The sequence below is a fragment of the Gardnerella sp. 30-4 genome, assembly GCF_001641215.1.
Classification (GTDB): Bacteria; Actinomycetota; Actinomycetes; order Actinomycetales; family Bifidobacteriaceae; genus Bifidobacterium; species Bifidobacterium leopoldii.
This window is the reverse complement of record NZ_LXJL01000033.1, coordinates 1-15127: the sequence shown is the minus strand read 5'-3', so window position 1 is coordinate 15127 and position 15127 is coordinate 1. Positions and strand designations below refer to the sequence as shown.

General features: G+C 45.9%; 11 protein-coding genes and 1 pseudogene. 8 read left to right on the top strand and 4 right to left on the bottom strand.

Translation table 11 applies throughout. The features are described from left to right. A partial coding sequence (locus A5294_RS06890) for a hypothetical protein (RefSeq protein ID WP_231880179.1) occupies window positions 1-206 on the top strand: 206 nt, incomplete at its 5' end. Here the strand turns inward: A5294_RS06890 and A5294_RS02865 are convergent. The 3 genes and pseudogenes from A5294_RS02865 to A5294_RS02855 all read right to left on the bottom strand — a co-directional run bounded on the left by A5294_RS02865 (window position 156) and on the right by A5294_RS02855 (window position 4520). After that, window positions 156-804, bottom strand: a pseudogene (locus A5294_RS02865) (thymidine phosphorylase). The gene A5294_RS06890 and the pseudogene A5294_RS02865 sit on opposite strands and share 51 nt — an antisense overlap. Window positions 805-850: 46 nt before the next feature. Further along, entirely contained in the window at window positions 851-1993 is a 1143-nt protein-coding gene (locus tag A5294_RS02860; RefSeq protein WP_064340418.1) for an NUDIX hydrolase, read from the bottom strand. Window positions 1994-2282: 289 nt separating this feature from the next. Continuing rightward, window positions 2283-4520, bottom strand: coding sequence for an RNA degradosome polyphosphate kinase (locus A5294_RS02855; protein WP_064340417.1), 2238 nt, complete (start codon window positions 4518-4520; stop codon window positions 2283-2285). A 663-nt stretch (window positions 4521-5183) separates the two neighbouring features. Here A5294_RS02855 and A5294_RS02850 point away from each other — a divergent pair. From A5294_RS02850 to A5294_RS02840, 3 genes are all read left to right on the top strand, one after another. Further along, window positions 5184-5915 (top strand): MIP/aquaporin family protein, encoded by a 732-nt coding sequence (locus A5294_RS02850; RefSeq protein WP_032842372.1) that lies wholly within the window; start codon window positions 5184-5186, stop codon window positions 5913-5915. A gap of 142 nt (window positions 5916-6057) precedes the next feature. Next, window positions 6058-7107 carry a glutamyl-Q tRNA(Asp) synthetase gene (locus A5294_RS02845; protein ID WP_004119568.1) on the top strand — a complete coding sequence of 350 codons (1050 nt, stop codon included), beginning with the start codon at window positions 6058-6060 and terminating at the stop codon, window positions 7105-7107. A 34-nt stretch (window positions 7108-7141) separates the two neighbouring features. Continuing rightward, window positions 7142-7942 (top strand): YggS family pyridoxal phosphate-dependent enzyme, encoded by an 801-nt coding sequence (locus A5294_RS02840; protein WP_004119565.1) that lies wholly within the window; start codon window positions 7142-7144, stop codon window positions 7940-7942. 37 nt (window positions 7943-7979) lie between these two features. On the opposite strand, the gene A5294_RS02835 is transcribed toward A5294_RS02840, so the two are convergent. Continuing rightward, window positions 7980-8795 (bottom strand): fumarylacetoacetate hydrolase family protein, encoded by an 816-nt coding sequence (locus A5294_RS02835; RefSeq protein WP_004136519.1) that lies wholly within the window; start codon window positions 8793-8795, stop codon window positions 7980-7982. 315 nt (window positions 8796-9110) lie between these two features. Here A5294_RS02835 and clpB point away from each other — a divergent pair, with 315 nt between their 5' ends. The 4 genes from clpB (at window position 9111) to A5294_RS02815 (ending at window position 15042) form a co-directional block, all read left to right on the top strand. Further along, a complete protein-coding gene (gene clpB, locus A5294_RS02830; RefSeq protein WP_004119561.1) occupies window positions 9111-11705 on the top strand; it encodes an ATP-dependent chaperone ClpB in 2595 nt (864 codons plus the stop codon). A gap of 144 nt (window positions 11706-11849) precedes the next feature. Next, window positions 11850-13190, top strand: coding sequence for a DNA recombination protein RmuC (gene rmuC / locus A5294_RS02825; protein WP_064340416.1), 1341 nt, complete (start codon window positions 11850-11852; stop codon window positions 13188-13190). Between the two features lie 58 nt (window positions 13191-13248). After that, the gene (locus tag A5294_RS02820; protein WP_064340415.1) at window positions 13249-14178 is read left to right on the top strand and encodes a hypothetical protein; all 930 of its coding nucleotides are present in this window, start codon (window positions 13249-13251) and stop codon (window positions 14176-14178) included. Window positions 14179-14235: 57 nt separating this feature from the next. Next, window positions 14236-15042, top strand: a complete 807-nt coding sequence (locus A5294_RS02815; protein ID WP_064340414.1) for a TrmH family RNA methyltransferase — start codon at window positions 14236-14238, stop codon at window positions 15040-15042. Window positions 15043-15127: the final 85 nt, after the last annotated feature.

The following is a 15127-nucleotide window of genomic DNA, read 5'->3' as shown; positions in this document are numbered from 1 at the left end:
ACAGAAACGATACTGACTTGCGAAAGCGCCTGTCGGCGCAAACGCCGCTCGCAGCGGCAAAAAATGGAGCCCGGGGCTTAAGCACAAGCCAGCATCATTTTGAGTATACCTTGTTTTCTGTTTTCACGCGCCGCACAATTTTAATCGAAAATAATTTATTCCAACTTTCCTGCGCGCCACAATTTCGCTCCATGAGCAAAAGATAACGAGAGTGCGTGCATATTAGCGGATACGTGCAAAACTTTTGCAATTTTCTGGTATTGTATTTGCTTGCTCGTCTAACTTTTCTGCGTAAACTCGCATTCCGCGTGCAATAATCGAAGTAAAAGCTGAAGATCTGTAAAGCGCTACAGCAAAATCGCCTGTAAAAGCACCGGAAAGAATAGAATCTGCAAGTCGTGCAATATCCTCTCCTGTAGGAGCTTCGTCAATTCCTGTAATAGCTGAAGCGCTCGTTGCTTCAGGCTCGCCAAGGCGCCAATACTCAGCGTAAGCTTCGCGCTGTTTTCGTAGCGACATGCGCAATAAATACAGTCGCCACAACATTCCAGGAAGAGACTCAGCTTCCGCGTGACTCCACAAATCTGCAATAACTTCAATTCCTTCATTCTCAACCAAATTCAGCACGCGCTCAACGATTTCCGGCGACTGCGTTCTATGAACGCGGTTAAGTAAAACAGCGGCTGAAGTGTGGCTAATTTCGTTTACAACCTGCGGATCTGTGCCGCCTTCAATCTGCGCGAGCATCGCAGGATCCATTTGTGCAGGTCTGCTAGGACGGGCGGCTCCTGTGGGGCTTGGCATAAAAGCAGATCTGCTTGAATGAATAGAACTCGATTGCGAATTTAAACTAGTAGACACTTGGAAGAACCTTTTCAATATCGATAATGCGAGCGCCTTTAGGAGTATTAATGATGTGCAAAACTATTGCGCTTCCTGTAGGCATGTATGGAGATTTTTGGCTGAGTATGCGTTTGTGTGCTCTAGGTTTTGTTATTTCGCATAAATAATCGAAGAAAGTGCCGATAACTGGGCGGTGCAAGCACATGACGGTTGCGTTGTTGACTGTGCTTGCATTTTGTTCATTTTGCTCAATATTTTGTATTTCTCTTATAAGCACAGACAATGTAGATTTTGGTTTTTTCTCGTGACAATCTTCTGTAAGTTCCGCAACCTGTTCGATAGAAAGCGAAGAGTCGTGCGCAAAAGCCGCAACTGTTTCTAAGCAACGCTTCCAAGGAGACGATATGATTTTATTCGGCGTGTAGCAGGCAAGCTCGCGGCCTAAAGCGTATGAAGCGGCAGCACCTAGAGGCGTGATTGGTCGAGTCGCTTCGCTTCCTTGCCAAGTTTTTCGAGACTCAGCTTTTCCGTGACGCACTAAAAGCAACGTGCTATATTCTGCTTGACCTTCGTGTAGCTTCTCTAAGAAAGCATCTAGCACTTCGCGGTCACTATCGTGCGTAAGCTTTTTTCGTGCTTGAGAAGGAGTAAGCCATAACACATTGCCGATTTCAGTGGGTTTAGCAGGCTTAATTGGTCCGAAAGCAGGAAGACGCTTTGCTGCGGTTGGCTTATCGATTAAGCGCATCATCCAGTAGTGGATTCGCTTTATGACTTCCGGCTGGGGATTGCGATTTTGGTTGCTATTTGATGAGCTGTTCTTGGAAGATTTTTTGCCTTCGCGTTCAAGCGGATACTCTATTTTGGCGATGTGCGGGCCGAGTACGACTGAATATCCTGTTTCTTCTCCAACTTCGCGCACAGCTGTGTGACGATGCGATTCTTTTGGCTCGTTCTTTCCTTTCGGCCAGCTCCAATCGTCATATTTAGGACGGTAGACTAGGCAAAGTTCAAAATCGTCGTCGCTAAACTTTATTGCGTCGCTGCTTGTTTTTGCCTCTCCACTTGCATTTGAGCTGTTGGTAATATTGCGCTTGCGATAGATTATTCCGCCAGCTGCTTCAACGTATTGCGTCGTTACTGCACTCATATTCACTATTTTAGCGGTTTTCTTTCACAACTTTTAGTTGTGCCGTAATCTTTTACTTTTGTCACAGTCATAACAGTAACAAATTGTTTTATAATCCTTAAATTTGCCAAAACTGATAAATAATTACTTAAAAAACTTCCTAAAACTGGCAAATGGTGCTGTAGAAGATTTCGACTATTGCTGGAACGCTTGAGATTTAGTCAGATTAGAAGTGGTAATAAACACAAAAAGAGCCAGAAACATGTTACTGAATCTGGCTCTTACTTATCGTTTATTTAGTTGCTTGCGATTAGTTCGCGCCGCGAGGCTTACGCGTGTGAGTATGAATCAAGTAAGCCTGGCTGTCAACGAGCGGACGACCTTCCTTATCGCGAGAATGCAAGGTATACGTGCCGTCACCATCCATCCACCACGAAACAGTAGAATCAGCCATTTGCAAATCAATGTACTGGATTAAAGCTTCAACCTGATCAGGCGCACTGATACGAACCAGCGTCTCAACGCGGCGGTCAAGATTGCGGTGCATTAAATCAGCCGAACCAATCCACACTTCTGGGCCGCTTGCAGGACCGTCGCCAATCTGCGGACCGCAAGAGTTAGCAAAAGCGTAAATGCGGCTGTGCTCAAGGAATCGGCCAAGAATAGAACGAACGCGAATATTGTCGCTCAATCCTTCAATGCCAGGCTTAAGCGAGCAGATACCACGCTCAACAATATCAATCTTTACTCCAGCTTGCGAAGCTCGATACAAAGCGTCAATAGTCCGCTCGTCAACTACAGAATTGACCTTAATCTTAATCCATGCTTCTTTACCAGCAAGAGCTGCAGCTTCCTCGCGCTGAATTCGCGCAATAATACCTGTGCGAACTGTACGAGGGGCAACAAGCAGGCGGTGGAAACTAGACTTCGGCGCGTAACCAGAAAGCTGGTTAAACAAGCGAGTCAAATCCTGGCCGACTACAGGATCGCAAGTAAGCAATCCCAAATCCGTGTACAAGCGAGCAGTCTTAGGATTGTAATTACCTGTACCAACGTGGCAGTAGCGGCGCAATCCTTCTGCTTCCTGACGAACCACGAGCGAAAGCTTGCAGTGAGTTTTCAAACCAACAATGCCGTACACAACGTGAACGCCTGCGCGCTCAAGCTTACGAGCCCAAGCAATATTTGCGTCCTCGTCAAATCGTGCCTTAATTTCAACCAGCGCAAGTACCTGTTTGCCAGCGTGAGCTGCGTCAACAAGAGCGTCAATAATTGGCGAATTGCTAGACGTACGGTACAAAGTTTGCTTAATTGCAAGCACTTTTGGATCCGCAGCAGCCTGCGCGAGGAATGCCTGTACAGAAGTAGAGAACGAATCGTAAGGATGATGCAACAAAATGTCATGCTCGCGAATAGAAGCGAAAATATCTTGCGCGTGGCTAGTTTCAACTTCCGCAATCTGACGGTTTGTAGTAGGAATGAACGGACGATACTTCAAATCAGGGCGGTCAAGCGCTTGCAATTCAAACAGTACCGTCATATCAAGCGGCGAAGGCAAGCGATATACTTCCTCAGGGCTTACGCGAAGCTGATTTGCAAGAAGCTGAGAAAGGAATGGGCTGGCCTCGTTAGAAATTTCCAAACGAATTGGCGGTCCAAAGCGGCGGCGAAGAAGTTCCTTCTCCATAGCGTTGAGCAAGTTTTCTGCGTCATCTTCCTCAACGTCAATATCTTCGTTACGCGTAACTCGGAATGAGCGGGCTTCCTTAATAATCATGCCTGGGAAAAGCGATTCCAAGTGTGCTGCAATCAGCTTTTCCATAGTAATGAAGCCGTAACGCTCTTCGCGACCTTCCTCGTCTGTTAAATCGTCAACTGGTACAAGGCGATTCAAATTATCTGGAATCTTTACACGAGCAAAATGCGACTTTCCAGAATTTGGATTTTCGACGATAACAGCCAAGTTAATAGACTTGCCGGAAATGTACGGGAATGGGTGCGCAGGATCCACTGCAAGAGGCGTAAGAACAGGGAAAACTTGCTTTTTGTAGTAATCAGACAAACGTGCTTTTTCTGATTCTGTAAGCTTATCCCAGCTGAGCAAAACAATGCGCTGTTTGGCAAGCTCAGGAAGAATGTGCTCAATAACATAGTGAGCGTGCTCATCTTGACGGCGGTGAGTTACCTCACTAATAGCGCGCAACTGCTGGCGAGGGCTTAAGCCGGATGCTGCAGTTACTGCTATTCCAGAATCTATTCTGCGCTTTAATCCTGCAACTCTAACCATAAAGAATTCGTCGAGATTTGACGCAAATATAGCAGCAAAATTAGCGCGTTCAAGAAGTGGCAAATCTGTATTCTGAGCCAACTCAAGCACGCGACGATTGAACTTCAACCAGCTTAATTCTCGGTCGAAGAAACGATCTTTTGGCAACGGTAGCTCACCCTCACGAGCTTCACGCTTTTCTGCCTTTTCATCTTCGGCGATATGCTCTGCAATTTGACCGCGCAGAATCGCCTTTGAGGGAGCGTCAAAAATTTGTACCATATTCTGTAATTGTATGCGTTGTAAGGGAAGTGCGCGAATGAGTGTCGATTTTATTTGCTTGCTTCGCGCTCGAAAAATATCTTGCGACACGCCGGAGTGTGTCTCATGCGAACGTAATTTAACATGATAACCTTTGCATGTTCACAAAAGGCCGCAAGAGTTACGATTTTTCGTGTGCAATTGAACAGTAGTGACAATATGTTAACAAAGGCTAATTTGCTCTTTACTATTAGGTAAAAAACGATGATAATAATAATTACAAAAACAAAAAAGAGATAGCGGTAACCCACAAAAGTGTATGGATATGAAATCCGTGGACGTTGGACGGGATATTTAAGACTTTAACCGTTGCAACGAGGATGTTGTGAAGATGAAACCGCAGATATTGTTTTTGTAGATAAGAGGCTCGCCAAAGTGGCGGGCCTCTTTTGATGTGAGGGCGATTTTACTATTTACGCAGACTGTCGCGCGTATAAGGGAAACTATCAAAGAATAAATGTTGGAATTCATTTTCTTAGCTTCTTTGAAAATGAGAATATATTGTGTTCCATGCTGTGCTAATCGCAATTGCGAGTTGTTGGACGATTGTTAAGTGACGAGTCGTTATTTATGCGCGTGATTACGTGTGTGGAGTTTGAAACAGGTAAGAAGGATCGAAGGACCATGCAACATTCGTTTATGGCAATGTTGGCTGCAGAATTTATTGGCACTGCTATTCTCATGATTTTCGGAAACGGTGCTGTAGCAAACGTTGAATTAAAAAATACTAAAGGGCACCATGCTGGCTGGCTAAATATTGCTATGGGCTACGGTTTTGGTGTTATGTTCCCAGTGCTCATGTTTGGCGGAATTTCCCACGCGCATATCAATCCTGCTATGACAATTGCGCAAGCTGTAAACGGCATGTTCCCATGGGCTAACGTTGTGCCTTATATTGTAGCTCAGCTTTTAGGTGCGCTGGTTGGTCAGCTTATTGTGTACGTAACGTATTTGCCACACTACAACGAAACTGAGGAGCCAGAAGCAATTCTTGGCACTTTCTGCACTACGGATGCGTATAACAACAAGCTTAACTACTTCCTTAACGAGTTCTTCGGCACACTTGTGCTTGTTCTGGCTGCTCTTTGCTGCCTTACCTCTCCATGGGGTGAGAAGAATTTGGCTGGCGCTTCAATCGTTGTCGGCTTCGTGGTTTGGGGTTTGGTGACTTCTATGGGCGGACCAACTGGTCCTGCTTTGAATCCTGCTCGTGATCTTATGCCGCGTTTGCTTCACGCAATTTTGCCAATTCCGCACAAGGGATCTTCTCGCTGGGGTGAAGCGTGGATTCCAGTTATTGCTCCTATTGCCGGCGCAATCTTGGGTGTGGTTATGTATAAGTCGTTATTTGCATAAAGTAGTTGCTTTTAGCTGTGCTTGATTGCGATTGTAAGAAGCGCGTAATGCTAGTATGAATGCGTTACGCGCTTTTTATTTTGTAAGCTTATGCTTTGCAAGTTTATGCTTATTAATTAAAGATATTAAGAAAGACTAAATCATGTTTTCGAAGTCAACTATTGCAATTGGTCGTTTTGCGCCTACTCCTTCCGGGCGTATGCATATTGGCAATATGGTAGCAATGTTGGCTGCGTGGCTCTCTGCAAAATCGCAAGGCGGACACATGCTTTTACGTCTGGAAGATCTTGATATTGCGCGCATGCCAAAGGATGCTAGCGCGCGAGTTATTGACGATTTGAAGTGGGCTGGGCTTGATTGGGTCGGCGAGCCGACTTATCAGCATGAACGCACTGCAATTTACCAAGAAGCTCTTGATGCGTTAGAATCTTTGCAAGACGAAGACGGGAATTCTCTAATCTACCCATGTTTTTGCTCGCGTTCCGATATTCGCGCAATCGCAGCTCCGCAGGAAGGCGACGGTTTTATACGCTACCCGGGTACGTGCAGAAATCTTCGTAAAAACGCGGAAGGTCTGGCACAAATCGAAAAGCGTTTGCAAAATAATCAGCAACATTCTTTAAGGCTTGCTGTTCCCTCGGCTGATTCGCCGCAAGCAAATGTGAGTTTTGAAGATGCGATTTTTGGTGCGCAATCGTTTAACATTAATCGCGATTTGGGTGACATGGTGATTCGCCGCGCGGATGGCGTTTTTTCGTACCAGCTTGCGGTTGTTGTTGACGATGTTCTGAGCGGAGTAAACGACATTGTGCGCGGCCGCGATTTGCTTCGTTCTGCGGCGCTTCAAATTTGGATTGGTGAGCTGCTTGAAAAATCAGGATTTTTTGCGGCTCACGGTACGCATTATGTGCGTCCGCAATTTGCGCACTTGCCGCTAATTGATAACGCTCAAGGTGAGCGGCTTGCAAAAAGTAAGCACTCGCTAGACGTCGGTGCGCTTCGAGAATCTGGCTGGAGTGCCGAGCGCATGATTGGCTATTGTATGTATCTTCTGGGATACAAAAAGCATGGTCAAAATCAATCGGTAGATATGAGTGCTGCCGATGCGCTTGCGTTGTTTGAAAGCCTTGACACGCCGTGGGATTCTGTTCGCGCAAACCTAGCCGACAAATCCGTGCCCTTCCTTGACTAAACTATGTAGTTAGGTTTGATAGATTGGGGCATAAATGGCATATATGACGCAAAAAGATTTAGCGAATACTGAAGTCGATTGTGTTCGTGCGTGTCAAATTGCCGACGGCGTGCACAGCGTGCAAGACGCCATTGCTCAAGCCGAATTGCATTATGGTCGCAAAGCTGAGTCGGTTACGCTACTTGCCGCAACTAAAACGCGAGATGTTGGCGAAATCATGGCAGCGCTTAAAGCTGGAGTGCGAGTAGTTGGGGAAAATCGCCCACAAGAAATCGTTGCAAAAGCCGAGATTTTACGCGCACAAGCTGCTAGAGAAGGTTTAAGCGTTGGAGTGAACGGTGAAATTCCACTCTACTTAATCGGTCAGCTGCAAAGCAATAAAATAAATAAAGTTTTACCACTTGCAAATGGTATTCAGTCGGTTGACGGCATTGAACTTGCGCAAAAAATATCTACGCGCGCGCAAAATTTGGGACTTTGCACAGACGTTATGTTGGAAGTGAATGTTTCGGGAGAAGCTACGAAATCGGGATGCGCGCCAGAACGTGCGATTGATGAAGCGCTCGCTATATCTAGTCTTCCGGCGCTTAATTTGCACGGATTTATGACGCTCGGAGCGCGCGTGGATGATGAAAAAATAGTGAGAAGTGGTTTCGCAAAATTGCGAGAAATTCGAGATTGTGTAAGTGGACAACTCGCGCAAGATTATGATGGAAACTCTGCAAAATTAGAGCTTTCGATGGGAATGTCCGGCGATTTTGCGTGGGCGATTGCCGAAGGCTCGACGATGGTTCGAATCGGTTCGGCAATCTTTGGCCCACGCGCATTTGTGTAGTTTTAAGTCAAAGTTTAAGCCAAATTGATGATTGTAGTTACGCATGCACAATCACATTGCGCAGCGAACCGATGCCATCTACGTGTACAATCGCTTCGTCACCCGCGCGTAAAGTCCCAGCCGGGTATGGGGTTCCTGTCAAAATCACGTCTCCTGGAAGAAGCGTTGAGAAGCTTGAAATCGCTGCAATTTGCTCAGGAATACTGTGAATAAGTCGAGCTGTAGTGCCGTCAGCTTCCGGCACATTTTCACCATTAAGCGTAAATGAAATATGTGCATCGCGCCAATTTAGCTCGGTCGTAATCCAAGGTCCAAGTGGGCAAGAAGTGTCGAAACCTTTTGCGCGCGTCCACATTGGGTCGCTTCCTGCGCAATCTCGTAAAGTTACGTCATTTACACAAGTAAAGCCAAAAACGTAATTCATTGCGGTAGCTGCAGTCACATTTTTGGCGATTTTGCCCATAACAACTGCCACTTCTGGCTCAAAATTCATGTCGTTTGAGCAAGCAGGAATCACAATCGGATCGTCCGGACCAATTACAGAAGTGCTCGGCTTTGTAAAAATAACCATATCTGCAGCGGTATGCGAAGAAGCCGCAGGAGAAGTAGCGCGCTCGTCATCGGAACGCGTATCGTAATTTTTTGCCAATCCGTAAACTTTTGAAGGAATTACAGGCACAAGCAAGCGCACGCCATCCGCATCCAACGCGTAACGTTTACCAGTTGGCTTAACTCCTTGCGGGCTTAAAGGATGCCCTTCAAGTGCTACTAAATAATCTTTACCGTCGGTTTCGTCTTTTTGAACGAAAGCGTATTGCGGAACTTCATTATACGAAAAACGTGCAATTCTCATGCTTTTAAGATTACGACATATTTGCTACTTAATTAAGCATTGCTTGATACTTAACTAAACTTTGCTTGCTGCTTAATTAAATTATTTGCGTAAATTATTTGCGATTGAAAGTTCTTGAAAACAAAACTTGAGTCTAGTACACTCAAGTTTTAGGAATAAAGTTATAGGAAAATCTGTTATACGTATCAGATACATGAAAGTGAAAGCTCGTTAGAACTCAAAAGTATCGTCAAAAAGCTTGAAATTGCAATAAAAGTTGCAGCGATTTGACTTAACTGAAATGTGTTTTAGAGCTTTCGTGGAAATGAGGTAGATATGGAACAAAAGTTTACAACCTTAGCGCAAGACGCATTAAGCGACGCTGTGCAAAGTGCAGCGGCTGCTGGCAATGCGCAAGTTGACACTCTGCATTTGGCGGATGCTTTACTCCGCCAAGAGCAGGGCGTCGTTCGCGCGCTTATTGCTCAGGCGGGGGCGGACGCGCAACAAATCGGTGCTGAAATTCGTAACGCATTAGTGGCATTGCCTTCATCTACTGGCTCAACTACAACTAAGCCAGATGCAAGTCGTCAGCTTTTGGCTGCGCTAAGCCAGGCAGAAAAAGAAATGCGCGCAATGGGAGACGAATACGTTTCTACGGAACACATGCTTATTGGCATGGTTGCTAGCGAACCAAACGCTGTTGCGGATATTTTCAAAAAGCACAACGTTTCCGCAGACGTGTTGCGTAAGGCTGTGCCAACTGTGCGCGGTGGCGCAAAAGTGACAAGTCCGGATGCTGAAGGCAACTACAAAGCGCTCGAAAAGTATTCTGTTGATATGACTGCGCGCGCTCGCGAAGGAAAGCTCGACCCAGTAATTGGGCGCGATCAGGAAATTCGTCGCGTGATTCAGATTCTTTCTCGCCGCACGAAGAACAATCCTGTGCTAATTGGCGAGCCGGGCGTTGGAAAAACGGCAGTTGTAGAAGGATTGGCTCAGCGAATTGTGGCAGGAGATGTGCCTACGACTTTGCAAAACAAGCGTCTTATAAGCCTCGATTTGGCTTCGATGGTTGCAGGTTCGAAGTATCGCGGCGAGTTTGAGGAACGCTTAAAGGCAGTGTTGAAGGAAATTCAGCAATCGGACGGTCAAATTATTACGTTTATTGACGAAATTCACACTGTTGTTGGCGCAGGATCTGCAGAAGGTTCAATGGATGCTGGGAATATGCTTAAGCCAATGCTTGCGCGCGGTGAGCTGCGCTTGGTTGGTGCAACTACGCTTAACGAGTATCGCGAGCATATTGAAAAGGATTCCGCGCTTGAACGCAGATTCCAGCAAGTGTTTGTTGGCGAGCCATCTGTTGAAGATACGGTGACGATTTTGCGTGGACTTAAGCAACGTTACGAAGCGCACCACAAGGTGACGATTAGTGACGATGCAATCGTAGCTGCAGCAACGCTTTCAAACCGCTATATTACTGGCAGACAGCTTCCAGATAAGGCGATTGATTTGGTGGATGAAGCGGCAGCTCACTTGCGTATGGAACTTGATTCTCAGCCAGAAGAGATCGACGAATTGCAGCGCAAAGTTACGCGTCTTGAAATGGAAGAAATGCAATTAAAGAAAGCGGAAGATGCTGCTGCGCGCGAACGCTTAGAAAAGTTGCAGGAAGAATTAGCTAACTCGCGCGAAAAGCTTTCTGGATTGAAAGCGCGTTGGGATGCGGAAAAGGCTGGCCATAACAAGGTTGGTGATTTGCGAGCGCAACTCGACGCTAAGCGCGTAGAAGCCGACAAATTCACACGTGAAGGCAACTTGGAACAAGCAAGCCGTATTTTGTATGGTGAAATCCCAAGCATTCAAAAAGCTTTGGAAGAAGCGGAGTCTGAGGCCGCTAATGCTAAAAGTGAAGCGAAAGAGCCAATGGTTCCGGATCAGGTTGATGCTGATTCTATTGCAGGAGTCGTTAGCGAATGGACGGGCATTCCTGTTGGTCGCTTGATGCAAGGCGAAAATGAGAAGCTGCTCAACATGGAAAAGGAGCTTTCTAAGCGTGTGGTTGGTCAAAGTGAAGCAATTCAGGCTATAGCAGATGCTGTGCGCAGAAGCCGTGCTGGAATTGCAGACCCGAATCGCCCAACTGGTTCCTTCTTGTTCTTGGGTCCTACTGGCGTTGGTAAGACGGAGCTTGCTAAGGCTCTTGCTGACTTTTTGTTTGACGACGAGCGTGCAATGGTTCGCATTGATATGAGCGAGTACATGGAAAAGGCTTCCGTTTCGCGTCTAATCGGTGCTGCTCCTGGTTACATTGGCTACGAGGAAGGCGGCCAGCTTACTGAAGCTGTGCGTAGACGTCCGTATTCTGTAGTGCTTTTTGACGAAGTTGAGAAGGCGCATCCAGAAGTATTCGACGTTTTGTTGCAGGTTTTGGACGATGGTCGTTTGACTGACGGTCAGGGTAGAACGGTTGATTTTACGAATACGATTTTGATTATGACATCAAACTTGGGTTCGCAATTCCTTGTGCAAGAGGGCTTGGACGATGCTGCTAAACGTAAGGCTGTTATGAACGCTGTTCACGCTGAGTTTAAGCCAGAGTTCATCAACCGTTTGGATGAGCTTGTTATGTTCCATCCGTTGAGCCGCGAAGAGCTTGGTGGAATTGTGGATATTCAAGTTCGTCAAGTGGCTGCACGCTTGAGCGACCGCCGCATTAGCTTGGATGTGAGCGGTTCTGCTCGCGCTTGGCTTGCGGAGCATGGCTATGATCCAGTTTATGGTGCTCGTCCGTTGCGTAGATTGGTTCAAACGGAAATTGGCGATCAGCTTGCTCGATTGCTGCTTTCTGGCGATGTGCATGATGGCGCTCGCGTAGTTGCGGATTGTGAGAATACTAGCGACCATGTGACCCTAAAGATTGCGTAGTTCCTGCATTCTTCAATGTAGTCAAATAAAAAAGCGTGCTGTTTATTGGATTATTTTCCAGTAGACAGCACGCTATTTTGTATTAGGTAATGCACGTGTTTAATTATGTTTCAAAAGTCAACTCAATAGTGTTTAATAGAACGTATGTTCGATAATATTGTGATGTTTGTTTTAATGGTGGTTGCTGTTGTAATAACCGCCATTGTTGTGCTGGCTATTGTTAAGCGCAACTCTGGAACGCAAGGCGCTAATGGCGTAAACCAGCGCGAATTTAACGAATTGCGCTCGCAGTATGAACAAGCGCGCGCTCAAGCTCAAGAAAATGGTAATCAGGCTATACGGTATCGCACGCAAGCAGAGCAGCTTGCTGAACGATTAAAGTTTGTTGAAGCAGAACTTGCTAAAGCGCAGCAAGCAGAGCAATTGCGAGTGAATCGCGAAGAGCAATTGCGCGCAGAGCGAGAAGAACGCGAACGGTTAAATCGTGAGAAAACTTTGAAAGAACAAGGTAAAGTTTTGGAAGCGCTTGCTCCAGTAAAAGACAATCTCGAAGCATTGAAGAATAAAGTTTCGCAGATTGAAGAAGGGCGTAAACAAGAAATGGGTGTGCTGAGCACTCAGCTTAAAGGCTTAAGTGAGCAGCAAACAAGGCTTGACCGCGAAACAAGTTCGCTTTCTGCAGCATTGCGAAATAATAAGGTTCGCGGAGCTTGGGGCGAGGCTCAACTAAAGAATATTGTTGAATCTGCAGGCTTGCTTGAGCATGTTGATTTTGATACGCAGGTTGTTGTAACTGGAGTAAATGGCGAACAGCAGAGGCCAGATATGGTTGTGCATCTGCCAGGAGGCAAAACAATTCCAGTTGATGCAAAAGTTCCGTATGCGGATTATCAGCGTGCTTGTGAAATCCCAGATAACGCAAGTGACGAAGAATTAGCTAGAAGGAGCGAGCTTCTAAAAGCGCACGCTAAGGCTTTGCGAGAGCATGTTAGAGTATTAGGAGCTAAAGCGTATTGGCAGGCTTTTGAAACAGCACCAGACTTTGTAGTTGCATTTATTCCAAACGAAGCATTGCTTCAGGCGGCTCTTGAAGCGGATCCAACGCTTATGGATGATGCTTTTGCACAAAAAGTAGCACTCACTTCACCAGTTACTTTGTGGGCTGTGCTTAAGTCTGTTGCGTACGCATGGCAGCAGCAAAGTCTTACAGATGATGCAAAAGAACTTTTCGATTTATCTAGAGAATTGTACGATCGCTTTGCGGTTCTTGGAGAAAATGCTTCAAAACTTGGCGTATCTTTGGCAAGAACAGTTGCAGCTTACAATAAGTTTGCTTCCTCACTTGAGTCTAGAGTGTTGGTAACAGCGCGTAAACTTCAGAAGTTAGATCAAAGTAAGGTTATTGCTTCAATAGATCTTATAGATTCCGATAAAGCTGATGTTAAAGAGCTGAGCGCTCCAGAAGTATCAGTAGAAGATCGTTAAGCATAAAAACATCAAAGCGTCAAAAATTGAACAGCTCTAAACGCTAAGGAGTGCAAAAATGGCAGAATTACAAGAGGAACGCGCGGAACTTAAGCGCATGCTTTGTGCGGATATGAGTGCGAAACCATTTAGCGAACTGTTTTCTGTTACATTTGCTCAGCGCGGCTCTAAGCTGGTTGGAGATGTTCTTTTTGATGCAATTGAGAAAGCTGGGTATTCGTTAGAACGCGATGTTGACGCTATTGGTGCGTTAACTGCTGCTGCAGTGCCGATGGTTTTTGCGCTTATTCATGCTGCAGAACGTAAAGGAATTGCACTCGACGGCTTTGTTATGGATTTTGTTTTTCCTGCAACAAAAGGTCCGTCAGTTAAAGGCAAGCGAGTATTATTGCTTGACTCTTGGCTTTCTGAAAAATCGTATGTTCAAACTTCTTCGCTTGTGACTTTACGACACGGCAATGAATTAAGTCTTGATTTTGGCATTGTTAATCAGCAAGGCGCGCAAATTCTTGCTATAGTTGCATTAATTGGTGGTGTTGACGCCGACGAACAAGGCATGAGGCATCTTCAATTAGTAAATCCAATAAGTGAGGAGAGTACTAAAATGGCATTTGTTCAAGCTTTCGATGAAGAAGAATTACGTGCAGATGCAGATCACGAAGATTGCTGCAACGACAACTGCTGCGGTGGTCATTGTGAGGTTAAATGCACTGGCGATTGCGCTAACGATGGTTGCACTGAGCCTTGCTGCGAGGATAACTGCTGCGGTGGTCACTGCAAGGTAGAGTGCACGGGTGATTGTGCTCATGACGGCTGCACAGAGCCATGCTGTGAAGATAATTGCTGCGGCGGCCATTGCAAAGTAGAGTGCACTGGCGATTGTGCTCATGACGGCTGCACTGAGCCATGCTGCGAGGACAACTGCTGCAGAGGCCACTGCAAGTCAGGTTGCACAGGAGATTGCGCAACTGACGGCTGCCAAGACTAGCTGCAATTACTAGCTGCCAATACTAAGCAAAAGTATTAAACGGAGCAAAACTCACACATGCACGAACCGAATCCAATTACTTTGGCTGCAAAAGCTTCCGATGAGCCAGAATTTCGACCTATAGGAGTTGGCCCATGGGAAGAAGAACATCCAGGTGAGCCTCGTCCAGATAATCCAGAATCGCCAAATTACGATGCGCGGTTTAGCACTGAATTACTAGACGAAGGCGACCAGCGCAATGTTCTAGACCGCTACCGATACTGGAAAGTAGAAGCTATAAAAGCGGATCTCGATTCTAAAGGACGCCACGAGTTTGAAGTAGCTGTAGAAAATTGGACTCACGATTTCAACATAGGCTCTATGGTTCGCACTGCAAACGCGTTTACTGCGAAAAAAGTGTATATCGTAGGGCCTCATAAATGGAATCGCAAAGGCTCGTTAATGACTGAGCTTTACCAATACGTTGAATGCTGCCCAACTATTGAAACTCTAGTAACTAATTGGCGCGAAAATATAGCTCGAGAAACAGAAGAAGCGCATCAACTTTTGCTTAAAGCACAAGCAGAAGGCAATAAAGAAGCAGAAAAAATCGCAAATATTAAGGAACAAGACGCTAAAAACGCGCGCGTTATAGCGCTAGATATTATTCCAGGCGCAGTCGCTATGGAAAACTACAAGTTCCCTAAACGTTGCCTTATGCTTTTTGGTGCGGAAGGTCCAGGTCTTTCTAAAAAAGCACTAGAAATGGCGGATGACGTTGTTTACATTTCGCAATTTGGCTCTGTTCGCTCGCTAAACGCAGGAGCAGCCGCAGCTGTTTCCATGCACGCGTGGATTGCGCAACATGCAGCACCAAATTGCTGAATCTTAATAAGCGATTAATTAAAATTTCAGCAGCAAGATCTCAACAAAAATATTAATAAAAATGCAATAGCATGTACTCATAAAC